14 protein-coding genes and 1 pseudogene are annotated in these 17,436 nt (G+C 72.3%); 9 read left to right on the top strand and 6 right to left on the bottom strand.

Annotated features, from left to right (window positions below; genetic code table 11):
• Window positions 1-10: 10 nt before the first annotated feature.
• The 3 genes from ACFWPI_RS13525 to ACFWPI_RS13515 form a co-directional block, all read right to left on the bottom strand.
• Window positions 11-1,696, bottom strand: coding sequence for a methylmalonyl-CoA mutase (locus ACFWPI_RS13525; protein ID WP_063347770.1), 1,686 nt, complete (start codon window positions 1,694-1,696; stop codon window positions 11-13).
• Between the two features lie 183 nt (window positions 1,697-1,879).
• Complete coding sequence (locus ACFWPI_RS13520) at window positions 1,880-2,221, bottom strand: DUF3817 domain-containing protein (RefSeq protein ID WP_380379176.1); 342 nt, start codon at window positions 2,219-2,221, stop codon at window positions 1,880-1,882.
• Window positions 2,222-2,298: 77 nt separating this feature from the next.
• The gene (locus ACFWPI_RS13515; protein WP_380379174.1) at window positions 2,299-2,838 is read right to left on the bottom strand and encodes a MarR family winged helix-turn-helix transcriptional regulator; all 540 of its coding nucleotides are present in this window, start codon (window positions 2,836-2,838) and stop codon (window positions 2,299-2,301) included.
• 493 nt (window positions 2,839-3,331) lie between these two features.
• On the opposite strand from ACFWPI_RS13515, the gene ACFWPI_RS13510 reads away from it, so the two are divergent.
• On the top strand, window positions 3,332-4,969 hold the full coding sequence (locus ACFWPI_RS13510; protein ID WP_380379173.1) for a M4 family metallopeptidase: 1,638 nt from the start codon (window positions 3,332-3,334) through the stop codon (window positions 4,967-4,969).
• A 424-nt stretch (window positions 4,970-5,393) separates the two neighbouring features.
• Window positions 5,394-7,022 carry a M4 family metallopeptidase gene (locus ACFWPI_RS13505; protein ID WP_380379172.1) on the top strand — a complete coding sequence of 543 codons (1,629 nt, stop codon included), beginning with the start codon at window positions 5,394-5,396 and terminating at the stop codon, window positions 7,020-7,022.
• A 104-nt stretch (window positions 7,023-7,126) separates the two neighbouring features.
• Here ACFWPI_RS13505 and ACFWPI_RS13500 read toward each other — a convergent pair whose 3' ends face one another.
• A complete protein-coding gene (locus ACFWPI_RS13500; protein WP_380379170.1) occupies window positions 7,127-7,438 on the bottom strand; it encodes a DUF3817 domain-containing protein in 312 nt (103 codons plus the stop codon).
• 311 nt (window positions 7,439-7,749) lie between these two features.
• Between ACFWPI_RS13500 and ACFWPI_RS13495 the strand changes: the two genes are divergently transcribed.
• The 5 genes from ACFWPI_RS13495 to ACFWPI_RS13475 all read left to right on the top strand — a co-directional run bounded on the left by ACFWPI_RS13495 (window position 7,750) and on the right by ACFWPI_RS13475 (window position 11,502).
• On the top strand, window positions 7,750-8,547 hold the full coding sequence (locus ACFWPI_RS13495; protein ID WP_380379168.1) for a DUF2127 domain-containing protein: 798 nt from the start codon (window positions 7,750-7,752) through the stop codon (window positions 8,545-8,547).
• 80 nt (window positions 8,548-8,627) lie between these two features.
• Window positions 8,628-9,266, top strand: coding sequence for an AIM24 family protein (locus ACFWPI_RS13490; RefSeq protein WP_380379167.1), 639 nt, complete (start codon window positions 8,628-8,630; stop codon window positions 9,264-9,266).
• Window positions 9,266-9,916 carry an AIM24 family protein gene (locus ACFWPI_RS13485; protein ID WP_063347778.1) on the top strand — a complete coding sequence of 217 codons (651 nt, stop codon included), beginning with the start codon at window positions 9,266-9,268 and terminating at the stop codon, window positions 9,914-9,916. Before ACFWPI_RS13490 ends, ACFWPI_RS13485 begins: the two co-directional genes overlap by 1 nt.
• A gap of 221 nt (window positions 9,917-10,137) precedes the next feature.
• Window positions 10,138-10,947, top strand: coding sequence for an AIM24 family protein (locus ACFWPI_RS13480; protein ID WP_063351133.1), 810 nt, complete (start codon window positions 10,138-10,140; stop codon window positions 10,945-10,947).
• Window positions 10,948-10,986: 39 nt separating this feature from the next.
• The gene (locus ACFWPI_RS13475; RefSeq protein ID WP_079135623.1) at window positions 10,987-11,502 is read left to right on the top strand and encodes a MarR family winged helix-turn-helix transcriptional regulator; all 516 of its coding nucleotides are present in this window, start codon (window positions 10,987-10,989) and stop codon (window positions 11,500-11,502) included.
• 61 nt (window positions 11,503-11,563) lie between these two features.
• Here ACFWPI_RS13475 and meaB read toward each other — a convergent pair whose 3' ends face one another.
• Both meaB and ACFWPI_RS13465 read right to left on the bottom strand, forming a co-directional pair.
• Window positions 11,564-12,520, bottom strand: coding sequence for a methylmalonyl Co-A mutase-associated GTPase MeaB (gene meaB / locus ACFWPI_RS13470; protein WP_063347780.1), 957 nt, complete (start codon window positions 12,518-12,520; stop codon window positions 11,564-11,566).
• Window positions 12,521-12,599: 79 nt separating this feature from the next.
• Window positions 12,600-13,808, bottom strand: a complete 1,209-nt coding sequence (locus tag ACFWPI_RS13465; protein ID WP_063347781.1) for an acetyl-CoA C-acetyltransferase — start codon at window positions 13,806-13,808, stop codon at window positions 12,600-12,602.
• Window positions 13,809-14,109: 301 nt separating this feature from the next.
• On the opposite strand from ACFWPI_RS13465, the gene mce reads away from it, so the two are divergent.
• Window positions 14,110-14,553, top strand: a complete 444-nt coding sequence (gene mce / locus ACFWPI_RS13460) for a methylmalonyl-CoA epimerase (protein ID WP_063347782.1) — start codon at window positions 14,110-14,112, stop codon at window positions 14,551-14,553.
• A gap of 555 nt (window positions 14,554-15,108) precedes the next feature.
• A pseudogene (locus ACFWPI_RS13455) lies at window positions 15,109-17,436 on the top strand (hypothetical protein); the annotation flags it as partial.

The raw sequence follows: 17,436 nt of genomic DNA, 5'->3' as shown, positions 1-17,436 counted from the left end.
CCGGCGCGTCCTAGAAGGACGCGTTCTCCCGGTACGTCCCCCACTCCTCGCGCAGCGCGTTGCAGATCTCGCCCAGGGTCGCCTCGGCACGCACCGCGTCCAGCATCGGCGGGATCATCGACTCGCCCGAGCGCGCGGCCGCCAGCATGGCGTCCAGCCCGGCCCGCACCGCCGCCTCGTCCCGGGCCTCCTTGCGCTCGCGCAGCACCCGCACCTGCTCGCGTTCGACCTCGTGGCTGACCCGCAGGATCTCCAGTTCGGGGGTGACGCTGCGCGGGTGGCAGTTGACGCCGACCACGCGCTTGTCCCCCTTCTCCACCGACTGCTGGTACTGGAAGGCCGCCTCGGCGATCTCGCCGGTGAACCAGCCCTCCTCGATCCCGCGCAGGATGCCGGAGGTGATCGGGCCGATCCCGTGGTCCTCGCGGCCCTTGTCCAGGATCCGCTGGAAGATCGCCTCGGCCTGCTGCTCGATCCGGTCGGTGAGCGCCTCGACGTACCAGGAACCGCCCAGCGGGTCGGCCACGTTGGCGACGCCGGTCTCCTCCATCAGCACCTGCTGGGTGCGCAGGGCGATCTCGGCGGCCTGCTCGGAGGGCAGCGCCAGGGTCTCGTCCAGGGCGTTGGTGTGCAGCGAGTTGGTGCCGCCGAGCACCGCGGACAGCGCCTCCACGGCGGTGCGGACCACGTTGTTGTACGGCTGCTGCGCGGTCAGCGAGACGCCGGCGGTCTGGGTGTGGAAGCGCAGCCACTGCGCCTTGTCGGTCTTGGCGCCGAAGCGGTCGCGCATCCAGCGGGCCCAGATCCGGCGCGCGGCGCGGAACTTGGCGATCTCCTCGAAGAAGTCCAGGTGCGCGTCGAAGAAGAAGGACAGGCCGGGCGCGAAGACGTCCACGTCCAGGCCCCGGGACAGGCCCAGCTCGACGTAGGCGAAGCCGTCGGCGAGGGTGTACGCGAGCTCCTGCGCGGCCGTCGCCCCGGCCTCGCGGATGTGGTAGCCGGAGACGGACAGCGGCTTGTACGCGGGGATGCCCTGGGCGCAGTACGCCATCAGGTCGCCGATCAGCCGCAGGTGCGGCTCGGGGGCGAAGAGCCACTCCTTCTGGGCGATGTACTCCTTGAAGATGTCCGTCTGCAGGGTGCCGTTGAGCACCGCCGGGTCGACGCCCTGGCGTTCGGCGGCGACCAGGTACATGCAGAAGATCGGGACGGCCGGGCCGCTGATCGTCATCGAGGTGGTGACCTCGCCGAGCGGGATGCCGTTGAACAGCACCTCCATGTCGGCGGCCGAGTCGATGGCGACGCCGCAGTGGCCCACCTCGCCGAGCGACTTGGCGTCGTCGGAGTCGTAGCCCATCAGGGTGGGCATGTCGAAGGCGACCGAGAGGCCGCCGCCGCCCGCCTCCAGGATCATCCGGTAGCGCTCGTTGGTCTGCTGCGCGTTGCCGAAGCCGGCGAACTGGCGGATGGTCCAGGTGCGGCCCCGGTAGCCGGTCGGGTGCAGCCCGCGGGTGAAGGGGTACTCGCCCGGCCAGCCGATCCGCTCGAAGCCCTCGACGGCCTGCCCGGGGGCGGGCCCGTACATCGGCTCGACCTCGTCGCCGGACAGGGTGGTGAAGTCCGCGTCCCGCTTGCGGGCGCTGTCGTACCGCTGCTGCCAGCGCTGCCGTCCGCGCTCGATCTCCTCGGCGTCCATGACCCCGAACTCCGCTCCGTACGGCCGCCACGGCACCGGGGCGGCACAGCTATTAGGACGTCCTACTAATTTACTCGGACGTCCCAGTAGCTGTCGATGGATGCCGGGGTCGAAACGCCGGGGGCCGCAAACGCGCAGTGCCCCTTCCCCCGCGGGGGAAGGGGCACTCGCCGGGGCGTCGGATCAGACGCCGGCGGGCTGGCGGGCGTCGCCGCCGGCCGGGAGCCGCTCGGCGGCCTCGCGGACCACCTTGCGCTCGAAGACGAAGGAGGCGAACGGGATGCAGCCGGCGGCCAGGGTCAGGATCATCCGGCCGAGCGGCCACTTCAGCTTCTGCCCGAGCAGGAAGGTCACCACGAAGTACCCGATGTACAGGTAGCCGTGCAGCATCGCGACGTACGTGGTCAGGTCCTCGGCCGCGCCGAAGCCGTACTTCGCGACCATGAAGCCGCAGAACACCAGCAGGGCCACACCGGTCGCAATGGCCAGGGCCCGGTACCAGCCCAGCAGGGGGGTCGCCTTCATACTCTTCATCGCCTCGTTCGGCAGGGATCGACCGGTACGCCCGGATCCGCGCACCGCTCCCACGAGGGTAGCCGTCCTCACGGCCGCTCCGGCGCAGCCCCCTCGTCGCGTTCGTCGGTGAAGTCGCCGGCGGCGATCCGCAGCGGCCTGAGCAGTTCGAACACCTGCCGACACTGCTCGGTGTCGTACTCCTCCAGCCCGAACTCCATCGCCATGAGTTCCCGGGTGGCCTCCTCGACCGTCTCGCGGCCGCGGCCGGTGATCGCGGCGAGCACGCCGCGGCCGTCCAGCGGGTTGGGGCGGCGGGCGACCAGGCCGGCCCGCTCCAGCCGGTCGACGGTGTTGGTGACGCTGGTCGGGTGGACCATGAGCCGCTCGCCGATCTTGGACAGCGAGAGCTCGCCGGTCCGGCTGAAGGTCAGCAGCACCAGCGCCTCGTACCGGGCGAAGGTCAGCCCGTACGGCTTGAGCACCGCGTCGACCCGGGAGAGCAGGATCTGGTGGGCTCGCATGATCGAGGTGATCGCCGCCATCGAGGGGACCCCGCCCCAGCGGCGGGTCCAGAGCTCGTCGGCGCGGGCGATCGGGTCGAAGTCGAGGGCTAGGGGCTTGGGCACCTCCTTACCGTACCGGCGGACGGGACGGGTGCTACCAGCCGTCCTGATGGTGGACAAGCGCGACGCGTGGCGGGAACCCGCCAAAAGGGCGGCCAGGTCCATACCAGGACATTGCACCGGTGTGAATGCACGGCAACGGGGGCGGGGCGCAGCGGAGTTGACGGCCGATCGGTCCGCAGCCGCACTATCAGGCCTCGGTTCGGATGGTAACCCGCTGAAAGGCAGGGTGATTCGCACCTTTTGTCCGCCCGTTCACAATCCTTCCGGCTGGCGGGACTTGGCCAATTCATGAGCAAGACCTGTCATTTGATTTGCTCGATTGTCATGCTTTCCGCCAACCCCGTCCGGTAGCCACCACCCCCACCCACCGGTGGCTCGCCGCTCGACCGCACGGGGTCCGCACGTCAGCGCCCGTCCCGCCCCTCAGGTGCCGACCCCGGCCCCCGGGACGAGGCGCGACCGCCCACACGCGGTTACCCGGAAGGACTCGTCCGTGAAGCGAAAGCTCGCAGCAGTCGCCGTACTCTCCGCCACCGCCCTGCTCACCGGCGTCGTCCAGGTGAGCACCGCCGCCCAGGCCAGCCCGATCCCCGCGGCGCAGGCGCAGGCCGCCGAGCAGCAAGCGGCGGCGCTCGCCCTGGCGGGCGGCCAGTCCGGCCCGCTGGCGAAGGCCCTCGCCCTCGGCGGCCAGGAGCAACTGGTGGCGAAGGACGCCGTGGTGGACCAGGACGGCACCCGGCACCTGCGCTTCGAGCGCACCTACGCCGGACTGCCCGTGCTCGGCGGCGACCTGGTCGTCCACCAGAACGCCCGCGGCGCGGTGCAGTCGGTCGACAAGGCGGTCTCCGCACAGCTGAGCCTGTCGAGCCTGGCCCCGCAGATCCCGGCCGACAAGGCCGCCGCGCAGGCCACCGGCGCCGTCCAGGCCACCGTCGGCGTCGCCGCGGACAAGGACGAGTCCCCGCTGGCGGCCGTGCACCAGACCGGCAAGGCCGAGCTGGTGGTCTGGGCGAGCGACGGCAACCCGCGCCTGGCGTACCGGACCACCGTCGAGGGCGTGCGCGCCGACGGCACCCCCAGCAGCCAGCTGCTGGTCACCGACGCCGCCACCGGCCAGGTGCTGTCCACCCACGAGCAGGTGCAGACCGCCTCCGGCACCGGCAAGGGCGTCTTCGTCGGCAGCGTCCCGCTGACCACCACCCAGAGCGGCACCTCGTACCAGCTGAAGGACGCCACGCGCGGCGGCCAGTCGACCGTCAACCTGAAGAACAAGACCTCGGGCACCGGCACGCTGGTCGCCAACTCGACCAACGCCTTCGGCAACGGCCTGGCCTCCAACAGCGAGTCCGCCGCCGTGGACGCCCAGTACGGCGCGGCCGCCACCTGGGACTTCTACAAGAACACCTTCGGCCGCAACGGCATCAAGAACAACGGCGTCGGCGCGACCAGCCGGGTGCACTACGGCTCCAACTACGTGAACGCGTTCTGGAGCGACGCCTGCTTCTGCATGTCCTACGGCGACGGCAGCGGCAACACCCACCCGCTCACCGAGATCGACGTGGCCGGCCACGAGATGAGCCACGGCGTCACCTCCGCCACGGCGAACCTCAACTACTCCGGCGAGTCCGGCGGCCTCAACGAGGCCACCTCCGACATCTTCGGCACGATGGTCGAGTTCTACGCCAACCTGCCCTCCAACCCGCCGAACTACTGGATCGGCGAGCTGATCAACCTGAACGGCGACGGCTCCCCGCTGCGCTACATGGACAAGCCCAGCAAGGACGGCGCATCGGCGGACTCCTGGTACTCGGGCGTCGGCAACCTGGACGTCCACTACTCCTCGGGCATCGCCAACCACTTCTTCTACCTGCTGTCCGAGGGCAGCGGCGCGAAGAGCATCAACGGCTTCAGCTACAACAGCCCGACCTCCAACGGCTCGGCCGTCACCGGCATCGGCCGGGACAAGGCCGCGCAGATCTGGTACCGCGCGCTGACCGTCTACTTCACCTCCACCACCAACTACGCGAGTGCCCGCACCGGCACCCTGAAGGCCGCCTCCGACCTGTACGGCGCCACCAGCGCCGAGTACAAGGCGGTTGCGGCCGCGTGGAGCGGCGTCAACGTCAACTGACGTACCGCGCACGGTGACAGGACGTCCGGGGCCTCCGCGGAAGGCGGTCCCGGACGTCCGCACACCCCCCTTGCATGCCCACGCCCTCCCCCGCCCTTCCCGCCCGCCCCGCTCCCCGGGTGGCGAAGTCCCGCCAGCCGGACGAACCGCCCGTAGCGGGCACTGGGCGGCAGCCGAACCATCCGCACCAATACTGGCGGATCCCGGCCAATCCCTGTCCGTGGTCTGTCATTTCCTGCCATCGATTGTCATGCTTCTGCCCAAGCCCCGTCCGACATCCGTCACCCCCACCCATCGACGGATCGTCAGGTACCGCACGGGAGCAGCACGTCCGCGCCCTACCGCCCCAACGGCGCCAACCCCGGCGCCCCGGTACGCGGCGCAACCGCGCGCACACGCGGTTTCGTGGAAGGAACCCCCGCACGTGAAGCGAAAGCTGACAGCCGGCGCCGTACTCTCCGCCACCGCCCTGCTCGCCGGCGTGATCCAGATCGCCATCGTCCCCGCCGCCCAGGCCGCCGCCCCGTCGCCGGAGCAGCAGCGCGCGGCGCTGCTCGCGGTGGCCGCCGGGCAGAGCAGCCCGGTCGCCCAGGCCCTGGCCCTCGGCGGCCAGGAGCGGCTGGTGGTCAAGGACGTCGTCGCGGACGCCAACGGCGAACGCCACCTGCGCTACGAGCGGACCTACGCCGGCCTGCCGGTGCTCGGCGGCGACCTGGTCGTCCACCAGCGCGCCGACGGCTCGGTGGACTCGGTCGACCGGGCCTTCGACGGCAGCCTGTCGCTGCCGAGCCTGGCCCCGGGCCTCGCCGCCGGGCAGGCGGCCGAGCGGGCCACCGCCGCGGTGCGGGCGACCGTCGGAACGGCCGCCGACGAGGACGAGGCGGCGCTCAGCCGGGTCGACGGCGCGGGCGCGGCCGAGCTGGTGGTGTGGGCGGCCGACGGCGCGCCGCGGCTGGCCCACCGCACGGTGGTCCGCGGCGAGCGGGCCGACGGCACCCCGAGCAGCCAGCAGGTCGTCACCGACGCCGCCACCGGCCAGGTGCTGTCCACCCGCGAGCAGGTGCAGACCGCGACCGGCACCGGCAAGGGCGTCAACGTCGGCACCGTCACGCTGACCACCACCCAGAGCGGCTCGACCTACTCGCTGAAGGACGCCACCCGCGGCGGCCAGTCCACCACCGACCTCAAGGGCGCCACCTCGGGCAACGGCACGCTGTTCGCCAAGACCAGCAACTCCTGGGGCAACGGCCTGGCCTCCAACCGCGAGTCCGCCGCCGTGGACGCCCAGTACGGCGCCGCGGCCACCTGGGACTACTACAAGAACACCTTCGGCCGCAACGGCATCAAGAACAACGGCGTCGGCGCCGCCAGCCGCGTCCACTACGGCTCCAACTACGTCAACGCGTTCTGGGACGACTCCTGCTTCTGCATGACGTACGGGGACGGCTCCGGCAACACCAACCCGCTGACCGCGATCGACGTCTCCGGCCACGAGATGACCCACGGCGTCACCTCCGCCACGGCGAACCTCAACTACTCCGGCGAGTCCGGCGGCCTCAACGAGGCCACCTCCGACATCTTCGGCACCATGGTCGAGTGGTCGGCCAACCTGCCCGCGGACCCGCCGGACTACCTGATCGGCGAGAAGCTCAACATCTTCGGCAACGGCAAGCCGCTGCGCTACATGGACAAGCCCTCCAAGGACGGCAGCTCCGCGGACTCCTGGTACTCGGGCGTCGGCAACCTCGACGTCCACTACTCCTCGGGCATCGCCAACCACTTCTTCTACCTGCTGTCCGAGGGCAGCGGCGCCAAGGTGGTCAACGGGGTCAGCTACAACAGCCCGACCTCCAACGGCTCGACGGTCACCGGCATCGGCCGGACCAAGGCGGCCGCGATCTGGTACCGCGCGCTGACCGTCTACATGACCTCCACCACCAACTACAAGGCCGCCCGCACGGCGACCCTGAAGGCCGCGACCGACCTGTACGGCGCCACCAGCACCGAGTACAAGACCGTGGCGGCCGCGTGGAGCGGCGTCAACGTCAACTAGCCACCCCCAGCCACCCCCGGTAAGAAACGGCGACAGGCTGCCGCGGCCCTTTGGGAGAGGAGGCCGCGGCAGCCTGTCGACCGTCGCGCAGTGGGGGTGCGTCCCTACGCGGTGGCCGGCTTCAGCTCGCCGCGCTCCTCCTTGGCGAGCATCCGCTCGGCGAAGAAGCCGCCGGTGGGCAGCACCGAGAGGACGAACAGCAGCACGCCGCGCTTGGCGTCCCACTTCTGCGCCTGCCAGGCCTGGATCCAGAAGACGACGTACAGGATGAACAGGATCCCGTGGACCATGCCCATCATCGGGACGCCGTCGAAGGACGTGGTCCGCTTCAGCACGGAGCAGATCAGCAGCAGGATGAACGAGACCCCTTCGGGGCCGGAGACCAGGCGCAGGCGGTGGACGGCGCTGCTGTTCACGATGGGTACCTCAATACGGGGGTCGGCGGCGGACCTGCTTGTGAAGCGACTCACAAGCCTTCCGGCCATTATCACCGAGCACCTGTCCGAAGCCCCGGCCGGGGTGGGCACCGTGCCCGACGTCACAGCCGCCGTGTCCGGCCCCGGCGCCACGGCCGTCGCGTCCGACCCCACGGCCGTCGTGTCCGTGTCACAGCTGTGCGCCAGAACCCGGCGGGTCGCGCCGGCCCGTCACCCGCTGCCCCTATCCTGCTGCCCGCGCCCGACGCACCGGGCGCCGTAGACATCGGACGACCGGGGGTAGCGACCACATGTTCAAGCGGGACTGGGACCGAAGGACCTGCGCCAAGCGCGGCCACACCACCTACGCACCGACCGAGCCCGAGCTGGCCGCCCGGCTGCACGCCGCGACCGCCCTCGGCGACGCCTGGCGCTGCCTGCGCTGCGGCGACTTCGCGCTCGGCGCCCCGCACGGCTCCGGCCCGGCGCAGGACGCCCCGCTGGTGCCGCGCGGCAAGGCCCTGCGGGACCTCTTCATCCTGCGCTTCCTCGCCGTCGAGCGGGTGCTGCGCGGCCTGCTGATCATCAGCGTGGCCTGGGCCGTCTGGAAGTTCTCCAACAGCCAGGACGCCGTGCACCGGGTGTTCGACGAGAACCTGTCGGTCTTCCGGCCGGTCACCGACCACTTCCACTGGGACCTCGAACACTCCCCGATCGTCGACACCATCCGCAAGACCTTCGACTACAGGAAGAGCACCCTGCTGATCGTCGCGGGCGCGCTGGTGGCCTACGCGCTGATCGAGATCGTCGAGGCGGTCGGCCTCTGGCTGGGCAGGCGCTGGGCCGAGTACCTCACCGTCGTGGCCACCGCCGCCTTCCTGCCGCTGGAGGGCTACGAGCTGAGCGAGCACGTCAGCGCCGTGAAGATCGGCACGCTGGTGCTGAACATCGCCGCGGTGCTCTGGATCATGCTGTCCAAGCGGCTGTTCGGGCTGCGCGGCGGTGTGGTGGCCTTCGAGGCGGAGCGCCACTCGGCCTCGCTGCTGGAGGTCGAGGAGGCGGCCGGCGCCGTCCCGCACGCCGCTCGGGGGGCGCACGCGCGGGCGTGACCGGCGCGTTTGTCGCAGACCGGTACCAGTTCCGCCCCCGCCCCTCCCCCTGCACCGGCCGCGCCCGCTAGATTGCGGCCGTGGCACAGTTCAGACTCCAGGGATCCCGGGTACTCGCCGTCGAGTTGGCCGGCGAGGCCGTCAAGGCCAGACACGGCTCGATGGTCGCCTACACCGGCCAGATGAGCTTCAAGAAGCTGACCGGCGGCGGGGACGGCCTGCGCGGCATGGTCGCCCGCCGGCTCACCGGCGAGCAGATGACCGTCATGGAGGTGAAGGGCCAGGGCACCTGCTACTTCGCCGACAAGGCCACCGAGATCAACCTGGTCCGGCTGAACGGCGAGACGCTGTTCGTCGAGGCGGACAACCTGCTCTGCACGGAGGGCTCGCTGCGCACCGGCACCACCTTCACCGGACTCAACGGCGTGTCCTCCGGCAACGGCCTCTTCACCACCAAGGTGGAGGGCCACGGCTGGGCCGCCGTCACCTCGAACGGGCCCGCGATCATCCTGCGGGTCGGCCAGGGCCAGCCGCTGCGGGTGGACCCGGGCGCCTACGTGGCGCACACCGGCAGCCTGCACCGCAGCCTGAAGTCGGGCGCGGGCTGGACCACGGTGATCGGCGAGGGCGGCGGCGAGGCCGTCCAGGTGGAGTTCACCGGAGAGGGCCTGGTGTACGTGCAGCCGTCGGAGAAGGTCACCATCGGGGGCGACGTCTGATGGGCTTCACGAAGATCAACGGCAAGATGGTCGAGGCCGTGGTGCTGCCCGGGCAGCGGCTGTTCAGCCAGCGCGGCGCGATGCTCGCGTACACCGGGGACGTCCGCTTCACGCCGAACATCACCGGCGGGCAGGGCGGCGTGATGTCGATGATCGGCCGCCGGGTGGCCAACGAGGACACCCCGCTGATGACCGTCGAGGGCCAGGGCCGGGTGATGTTCGGCCACGGCGGCCACCACGTGCACGTGATCGACCTGGCCGGCGACACCCTGTACGTCGAGGCGGACCGGCTGCTGGCCTTCGAGGGCACGCTGCGCCAGTCCACCATGTTCATGGGCTCGCAGGGCGGGGTGATGGGCATGGTCCGCGGCCAGGTCACCGGCCAGGGCCTGTTCACCACCCAGCTGGACGGCAAGGGCTCGGTCGCGGTGATGGCGCACGGCGGCGTCTTCGAGCTGCCGATCGTCCCGGGCCAGCCGGTGCACGTCGACCCGCAGGCGTACGTGGCGCACCGCGGCCAGGTGCAGAACAAGCTGTCCACGGCGCTGGGCTGGCGCGACATGATCGGCCGCGGCTCCGGCGAGGCCTTCCAGCTGGAGCTGTCCGGACAGGGCGCGGTGTACGTCCAGGCGAGCGAGGAGAAGCTCTGATGTCCTACCCGCCGCAGCCGCCGTACGGGCAGTCGCCGTACGACCAGCCGACCCAGCCCGGCTTCGCCGCCCCTCCCCCGCCGGGCTACGCGCCGCCGCCCGGCCAGGGCCACCCGCCCGCGCAGGGCTACCCCCAGCAGGGCGGCTACCCGCCGCCGCCTCCCCCGCAGCAGCCCCAACAGGCCTACGCCCAGGAGCAGTTCGGCGGCCCGCAGGCCCCGCTGCCGAACGCGCACGGCGGCTCCGGCCCGGTGGTGCACGACGCGTACAGCCTGCCGGTGAACGACAACGTCAACCCGTACGCCTACTCGGTCGACCTGAACGGCTCGTACTTCCTGCAGAAGGGCAAGATGGTCGCCTACTACGGCGACATCACCTTCAAGGGCGTCGGCGCCGGCATGCTGGACCGGGTGATCGGCCAGCACTTCAACTCGCCGATGCACGCGGCGGACTGGGTCGTCGCCCAGGGCCGCGGCAAGCTGCTGCTGGCCGACCGGGCCTTCGACCTCAACTCCTACGACCTGGACGACGGCAACCTGACCGTCCGCTCGGGCAACCTGCTGGCCTTCGACCCGTCGCTGCGGCTCAAGCAGTCGATCATCCCGGGCTTCCTGACCCTGATCGGCACCGGGAAGTTCGTCGCCGCCTCCAACGGGCCGGTGCACTTCGTCGAGCCGCCGATCCGGGTGGACCCGCAGGCGCTGGTCGGCTGGGCGGACTGCCCGGCGCCGTGCCACCACTACGACCACGACTACATGCACGGGCTGATCGGCGGCATCCGGCGGCTGACCGGGCTGGGCGGGGCCTCCGGCGAGGAGCACCAGTTCGAGTTCATCGGCGCCGGCCAGGTGCTGCTGCAGTCCAGCGAGAAGCTGATGGCCGAGCGGTCGGTGGGCCAGGTGGACGCCGAGGCGGGCGTGCCGGTGGGCGGGGTGCCGTCCCAGCCGGCGGCGTCGGGCCACGGCGGGGGCAACCTCAACGTGCCGGGCCTCGGCAATCTGGGCGATCTGGGGCGACGTTTCGGCCTGTGAACTTGTACAATATTGAACTAAATATGGTATGCTGAGCCCATGGATACGCACACGATCAACACTGCGGACACCCCTCCGTCGCAGCCCGAGGAGGAGACTCCCTGGCTGACCGCCAGGGAGCAGCGGATGTGGCGCGCCCATCTGGAGGTCGCCAAGCTGCTGGAGTACCAGCTCAGCCGCGAACTCCAGCCGCACAACCTGGCGATCAACGACTACGAGATCCTGGTCGTGCTCTCCGAGGCCCCCGACCGCCGGATGCGGATGACCGACCTCGCCACCGCCACCCTCCAGTCCAAGAGCCGGCTCTCGCACCAGATCACCCGGATGGAGAACGCCGGCCTGGTGCTGCGCCAGGAGTGTCCCGGCGACCGCCGCGGCCTCTACGCCCACCTCACCGAGCACGGCTGGGACACCATGCAGCGGGTCGCCCCCGACCACGTGCGCAGCGTCCGGGCCCACTTCATCGACCGCTTCACCCAGGAGCAGCTCGACGCCATGTACGAGGCCCTCGCCCCGGTCGCCGAACACCTGCGCGGCCTCCGCGGCCGCGCCTGACGCACCGCCGCCCCCCAGCACACCAGGGCCGGCCCCACCGGGGGCCGGCCCTGCGCCGTCCTCAGGCCCGGGTGAGGCCGGCCACGAGTTCGTCGGCCGCGCCGTACGGGTCCAGTTCGCCCGCCACCACCCGCTCGGCCAGGCCGGCCAGGTGGCGGTCCCCGCGCAGGTCGCCGATCCGGGTGCGCAGTTCGGCCAGCGCGATCGCCTCGATCTCGTCGGAGGCCCGGCGGCGGCGGCGCGCCGCCAGTTCGCCGTGCTCCTCCAGCCAGGCGCGGTGCTTCTCCAGCGCCTCGACCAGCTCGTCGACGCCCTCGCCGCGGGCGGCGACGGTCTTGACGATCGGCGGGCGCCAGTCCCCCGCCCCGCGGGCCTCGCCGAGGCCGAGCATGTGGTTGAGCTCGCGCGCGGTGGCGTCGGCGCCGTCCCGGTCGGCCTTGTTGACCACGAAGACGTCGCCGATCTCCAGGATCCCGGCCTTGGCGGCCTGGATGCCGTCGCCCATGCCGGGGGCGAGCAGCACCACGGTGGTGTCGGCCTGGGCGGCGATCTCCACCTCGGACTGGCCCACCCCGACGGTCTCGACCAGGATCACGTCGCAGCCGGCCGCGTCCAGCACCCGCAGGGCCTGCGGGGCCGTCCAGGACAGCCCGCCGAGGTGGCCGCGGGTGGCCATCGAGCGGATGAACACCTCGGGGTCGGTGGCGTGGTCCTGCATCCGGACCCGGTCGCCGAGCAGCGCGCCGCCGGAGAACGGCGAGGACGGGTCGACGGCCAGCACCCCGACCCGCTTGCCGAGCCGCCGGTAGGCGGAGACCAGCGCCGAGGTGGAGGTGGACTTGCCGACCCCGGGCGAGCCGGTCAGGCCCACCGTGTAGGCCTGCCCGGTGTACGGCGCGAGCGCGGCCATCGCCTCGCGCAGTTGCGGGGCGGCGTTCTCGACCAGCGTGATCAGCCGGGCGACCGCCCGCGGCCGGCCCGCCCGGGCCTGTTCGACCAGCGTGGCGACATCGATCATCGGGAGCTCCTAGCGCGGATGCCTTCGGGGCTGCGGCGCCGCTCGTGGCGGTCCGCAGCCCCGAAGGCATGTCAGCTGATCAGGCCTTCGGGCTGGCGTCCTTGGGGACGCGCACGATCAGGGCGTCGCCCTGGCCGCCGCCGCCGCACAGCGCGGCCGCGCCGACCCCGCCGCCGCGCCGCTGGAGCTCCAGCGCCAGGTGCAGCACCACGCGGGCGCCGGACATCCCGATCGGGTGGCCGAGCGCGATCGCGCCGCCGTTGACGTTGACGATGTCCGAGGAGACGCCCAGGTCCTTGGTCGACTGGTGGGCGACGGCCGCGAACGCCTCGTTGATCTCGATCAGGTCGAGGTCGGAGACCTCCAGGCCCTCCTTGGCCAGCGCGTGCCTGATCGCGTTGGACGGCTGCGACTGCAGCGAGTTGTCCGGACCCGCCACGTTGCCGTGCGCGCCGATCTCGGCGATCCAGCTCAGGCCCAGCTCCTCGGCCTTGGCCTTGCTCATCACGACCACCGCGGCGGCACCGTCGGAGATCTGCGAGGAGGTGCCGGCCGTGATCGTGCCGTCCTTGGCGAACGCCGGACGCAGCTTGGCCAGGCCCTCGACGGTGGTGTCCGCGCGGATGCCCTCGTCCTGGCCGAACAGCACCGGCTCGCCCTTGCGCTGCGGGATCGCGACCGGGGTGATCTCGGCGTCGAAGACGCCGTCGGCCTGCGCCTTGGCGGCCCGCTGGTGGGAGGCCGCGGCGATCTCGTCCTGCACCTCGCGGGCGATGCCCAGGCGGGTGTTGTGCTTCTCGGTGGACTCGCCCATCGGGATGTTCTCGTAGGCGTCGGTGAGGCCGTCGTGGGCCATCGAGTCGAGCATCCCGATCGCGCCGTACTTGTAGCCCTCGCGGGACTTCGGCAGCAGGTGCGGGGCGTTGGTCATCGACTCCTGGCCGCCGGCCACCACGACGTCGAACTCGCCGGCCCGGATCAGCTGGTCGGCCAGCGCGATGGCGTCCAGGCCGGAGAGGCAGACCTTGTTGATGGTGAGCGCCGGGACGCTCATCGGGATGCCGGCCCGGACGGCGGCCTGGCGGGCCGGGATCTGGCCGGCGCCGGCCTGCAGCACCTGGCCCATGATCACGTACTGGACCTGCTCACCCGTGATGCCGGCCCGCTCCAGCGCGGCCTTGATCGCGAAGCCGCCGAGGTCGGCACCGGAGAAGCCCTTGAGGGAACCGAGCAGGCGACCCATCGGGGTCCGCGCACCGGCAACGATCACAGAGGTGGTGTTGGTCATGGGACGAGCCCCTTCGCACGTCGTGGCCAGGTGAGGATGCGCTCAATGTACTGACCTGTTACCCGCCCGTCACCGGAGCGACGGTGTGATCGAGCGCACTGGCACCTTCCAGTCAACACCGTGTCAACGCGGCCCGGGTGAACCCCGGCGCCCGCCCCGGGTGAGCCCCCGGCGTGCGGCCCGGGGCAACCCCCGGCGTGTGAGCAGACTCGCACGTCCGGCGCTGGCGCCGGTCAGCAGCGATGCGCTGCACTGGTGCCACCTGGTTCCCGAGGTACCCAACCCGCCCCCGGAGGTCGCCGTGCTGACCCGTATCGACCACATCGGCATCGCCTGCCGCGACCTCGACAAGACGGTCGAGTTCTACCGCGCCACCTACGGCTTCGAGGTGTTCCACACCGAGGTCAACGAGGAGCAGGGCGTCCGCGAGGCCATGCTCAAGATCAACGACACCGGCGACGGCGGCGCCTCCTACCTCCAGCTGCTGGAGCCCACCCGGCCCGACTCGACCGTCGCCAAGTGGCTGGAGAAGAACGGCGAGGGCGTGCACCACATCGCCTTCGGCACCGCCGACGTGGACGGCGACGCCGAGGCCGTCCGGGCCAAGGGCGTGCGGGTCCTCTACGACCAGCCCCGGATCGGCTCGATGGGTTCGCGGATCACCTTCCTGCACCCCAAGGACTGCGGCGGCGTCCTGACCGAGCTGGTCACCTCCGCCGAACCGGGCCCCCACGACGCCCACTGACCCCCGCCAGGTGCCGCCCACGACCGGGCGGCACCCCCAAATCACCGGTCATGACCCGTCAGTAACCTCGTCCGACAGCCGGAAAACCACCACGCGGCCATTCCCCCGCAGTGCGCTCCCACTACAATGCCCAGGTGCGCGAAGGCTCCGGGGGACGGAGGCGACGGGCACGGCCGATGACAGGCCCGTCCACCCAGCGGTGGCCGGCCCGTCGCAGGGGAGTCCACAACGCGGGCACGGCTGAACAGTCGCAACACTGATCTGTCACCATTCTCCACAAGGCAAGAGTTCGCCCAGGAGTCCACCCGGACGGGGGAACGCGGCATCACCGCGCTTCCACGCCCAGGGCTCCGACGACCGCGGCGGGCGGCCCCGGCTTGACCGGCGGGCCGTCCACCGGCTGCGGATGCAAGGAGCCAGTCGGACCAGTACCCGGACAACGGGTGCCCTGGACCGGCCGGGTCGAGGACGCGACCAGGAGATGGATGGGACCGCGGAGTGCGGGGCAACGACCGCTACGAGGTTGACGATCACCTCTCCCAGTTCGAGGCCGAGATGGGTCGGACTCGAAAGGAGCGGGACAAGGCAGCCGAGCATGCCGAGGACCTCGCCTACCAGGTGGAGGTGCTCCGGGCCAAGCTGCACGAATCCCGCCGCATGCTCGCCCAACCGCGCGCCTTCGACGCCGTCTCCGGCCAGGCCGAGCAGATGCTCCGCACTGCCGAGATGCAGGCCCAGCAGCTGCGCGCCGACGCCGAGCGCCAGCTGCGCGACTCCCAGGCCGCCACCCAGCGGATCATGGCCGAGGCCGCCGAGCGCACCGCCCGACTGGAGGCCGAGCTCACCGCCCGCCGCCGCCAGCTGGAGGACGAGCTCACCGAGCTGCGCCGCACCGCCGAGCAGCACGTCAACGGCTGGGCCGAGCAGACCAGGACCGGCTCCGAGCAGGAGGCCCAGCGCCTGCTCCAGGACGCCCGCGTCGAGGCCGAGCGCATGGTCGCCGCCGCCCGCGCGGAGGCCGTCGCGCTCTCCGACCAGGCCCGCGCCCAGACCGCCGCCGACGTCGACGCCGCCCGCGGCGAGGCCCAGGCCGCCGCCGAGGCCGCCATCCAGCGGGCCCAGAGCGACGCCGAGCGCCTGCTGCGCGCCGCCTCCGAGCACGCCCAGCAGGCCGGCGCCCAGGCCGCCGCCGACGTGGACGCCGCCCGCGGCGAGGCCCAGCAGCAGCTGGCCGCCGCGCACGCCGCCGCCGAGCAGCAGCTCGCCATCGCGAAGGGCGAGATCGGCCGGCTCAAGGAGCAGGCCTCCGCCGAGCAGATCCGGGCCGAGCAGCAGCTCGCCCACGCCCAGGCCGAGATAGAGCGGCTGCGTGCCGAGGCGATCGCCGAGGCCGAACGCACCCGCCGCGAGTCCGCCGAGCTGCGGGCCCAGGCCGAACAGGCCGCCGAACAGCTCCAGGCCGACGCCGAGGCCGCCGCCGAACGCAAGGCCGCCGACGGCGAGGCCGCCAACGAGCAGCGCTCGCAGACCGCCCGTGCCGAGGTCGCCCGGATGGTCGCCCACGCCACCAAGGAGGCCGAGGCGATCCGCGCCGAGGCCACCACCAGGCAGGCCGAGGCGGAGGCCGCCAAGGCCGCCGCCGCCGAGGAGAGCGAACGGCTGCGGGCCACCGCCGAATCGGTGGCCGGCGAGCTGCGCGCCGAGGCCGAGGCCGCGATCGCCGAACTGCGCGCCCAGGCCGACCGGGACGTCGCCGAACTGCGCGCCCACGCCGAGGCCGAGGCCCAGCGGCTGCGCCACGCGGCCGAGGAGGAGGGCCGGGCGACCGGCGCCAAGGACGCCACCGTCCAGCTCGCCAAGGCCGCCAAGACCGCCGAGGAGATGCTCGGCCAGGCCAACCAGGACGCCGAGACCGCCCGCACCGAGGCCGCCACCGAGGCCGAGCGGATCCGCACCGAGGCCGCCGCCGAGGCGCAGCGCCTGCGCGAGCAGGCCCAGGCCGCCGTCGAGCAGGCCCAGAACGCCGCCCTCGACGACGCCGCCGCGATCCGCGAGCGGATCGAGCAGATGCAGGACGAGGCGGCCCGGCTGCGGGCCGAGGCCGAGGAGCTGCGCGCCCAGGCCGCCGCCGAGGCCGACCGGGTGCGCGGCGAGGCCCGCCGCCAGGCCGTCGTGCAGATCGAGGAGTCGGCGAAGAACGCCGAGGAACTGCTCACCAGGGCCAAGGCCGACGCCGACGAGCTGCGCGCGGGCGCCGCCGGGGAGATCGAGCGGCTGCGCGCGCAGGCCCAGGAACAGGCCGCCGAGACCCAGGGCCGGGCCGAGCAGACCCTCGCCCGGGCCCGTAGCGAGGCCGAGAAGACCACCACCGCCGCCGAGCAGCAGGGCCAGGACGCCCTCGCCGCCGCCAAGGCCGCGGCCGCCGAGAACCGCGCCGCCGCCGAGCGCGAGACCGCCGAACTCCGCCGGGACGCGACCGAGTTCGACCAGCGGGTCCGGGCCGAGGCGAACGCCGCCGCGACCGCCCTCGGCACCGATGCGCAGGCCGAGGCGAACGCCGTCCGGGACGCCGCGGTGGCCGACGCCGAGCGCGTCCGCACCGAGGCCGACGCCGAGGCCGCCCGTACCCGCAGCGAGGCCGAGGCCGCCGCGAACGCGCTGCGCGAGGAGAGCCGGCGTGAGCACGAGGAGGCCGCCGCCGGGCTGCACCGCGAACGCGAGGAGACCGCCGAGCAGCTGGCCGCCGCCCAGGCCGCCCACGAGCAGGCCGAGCAGACCGCGACCGAGCTGCGGGCCCTCGCCGAACGCGAGAGCGCCGAACAGCGCGAACTCGCCGAGCGGGAGAGCGCCGAACTGCGCGAACTCGCCGACCGCGAGACCACC

It is taken from the genome of Kitasatospora sp. NPDC058492, assembly GCF_042720685.1.
Lineage (GTDB): Bacteria > Actinomycetota > Actinomycetes > Streptomycetales > Streptomycetaceae > Kitasatospora.
The sequence above is the reverse complement of the archived record's forward strand: the minus strand, read 5'-3'. Positions and strand labels throughout refer to the sequence as shown.

Coding starts and splice junctions, on each gene's coding strand:
- ACFWPI_RS13485 (WP_063347778.1), top strand. CDS start 9,266: ATGGGCTTCACGAAGATCAACGGCAAGATGGTCGAGGCCGTGGTGCTG.
- ACFWPI_RS13465 (WP_063347781.1), bottom strand. CDS start 13,808: ATGACCAACACCACCTCTGTGATCGTTGCCGGTGCGCGGACCCCGATG.
- ACFWPI_RS13475 (WP_079135623.1), top strand. CDS start 10,987: ATGGATACGCACACGATCAACACTGCGGACACCCCTCCGTCGCAGCCC.
- meaB (WP_063347780.1), bottom strand. CDS start 12,520: ATGATCGATGTCGCCACGCTGGTCGAACAGGCCCGGGCGGGCCGGCCG.
- ACFWPI_RS13525 (WP_063347770.1), bottom strand. CDS start 1,696: ATGGACGCCGAGGAGATCGAGCGCGGACGGCAGCGCTGGCAGCAGCGG.
- ACFWPI_RS13495 (WP_380379168.1), top strand. CDS start 7,750: ATGTTCAAGCGGGACTGGGACCGAAGGACCTGCGCCAAGCGCGGCCAC.
- ACFWPI_RS13520 (WP_380379176.1), bottom strand. CDS start 2,221: ATGAAGGCGACCCCCCTGCTGGGCTGGTACCGGGCCCTGGCCATTGCG.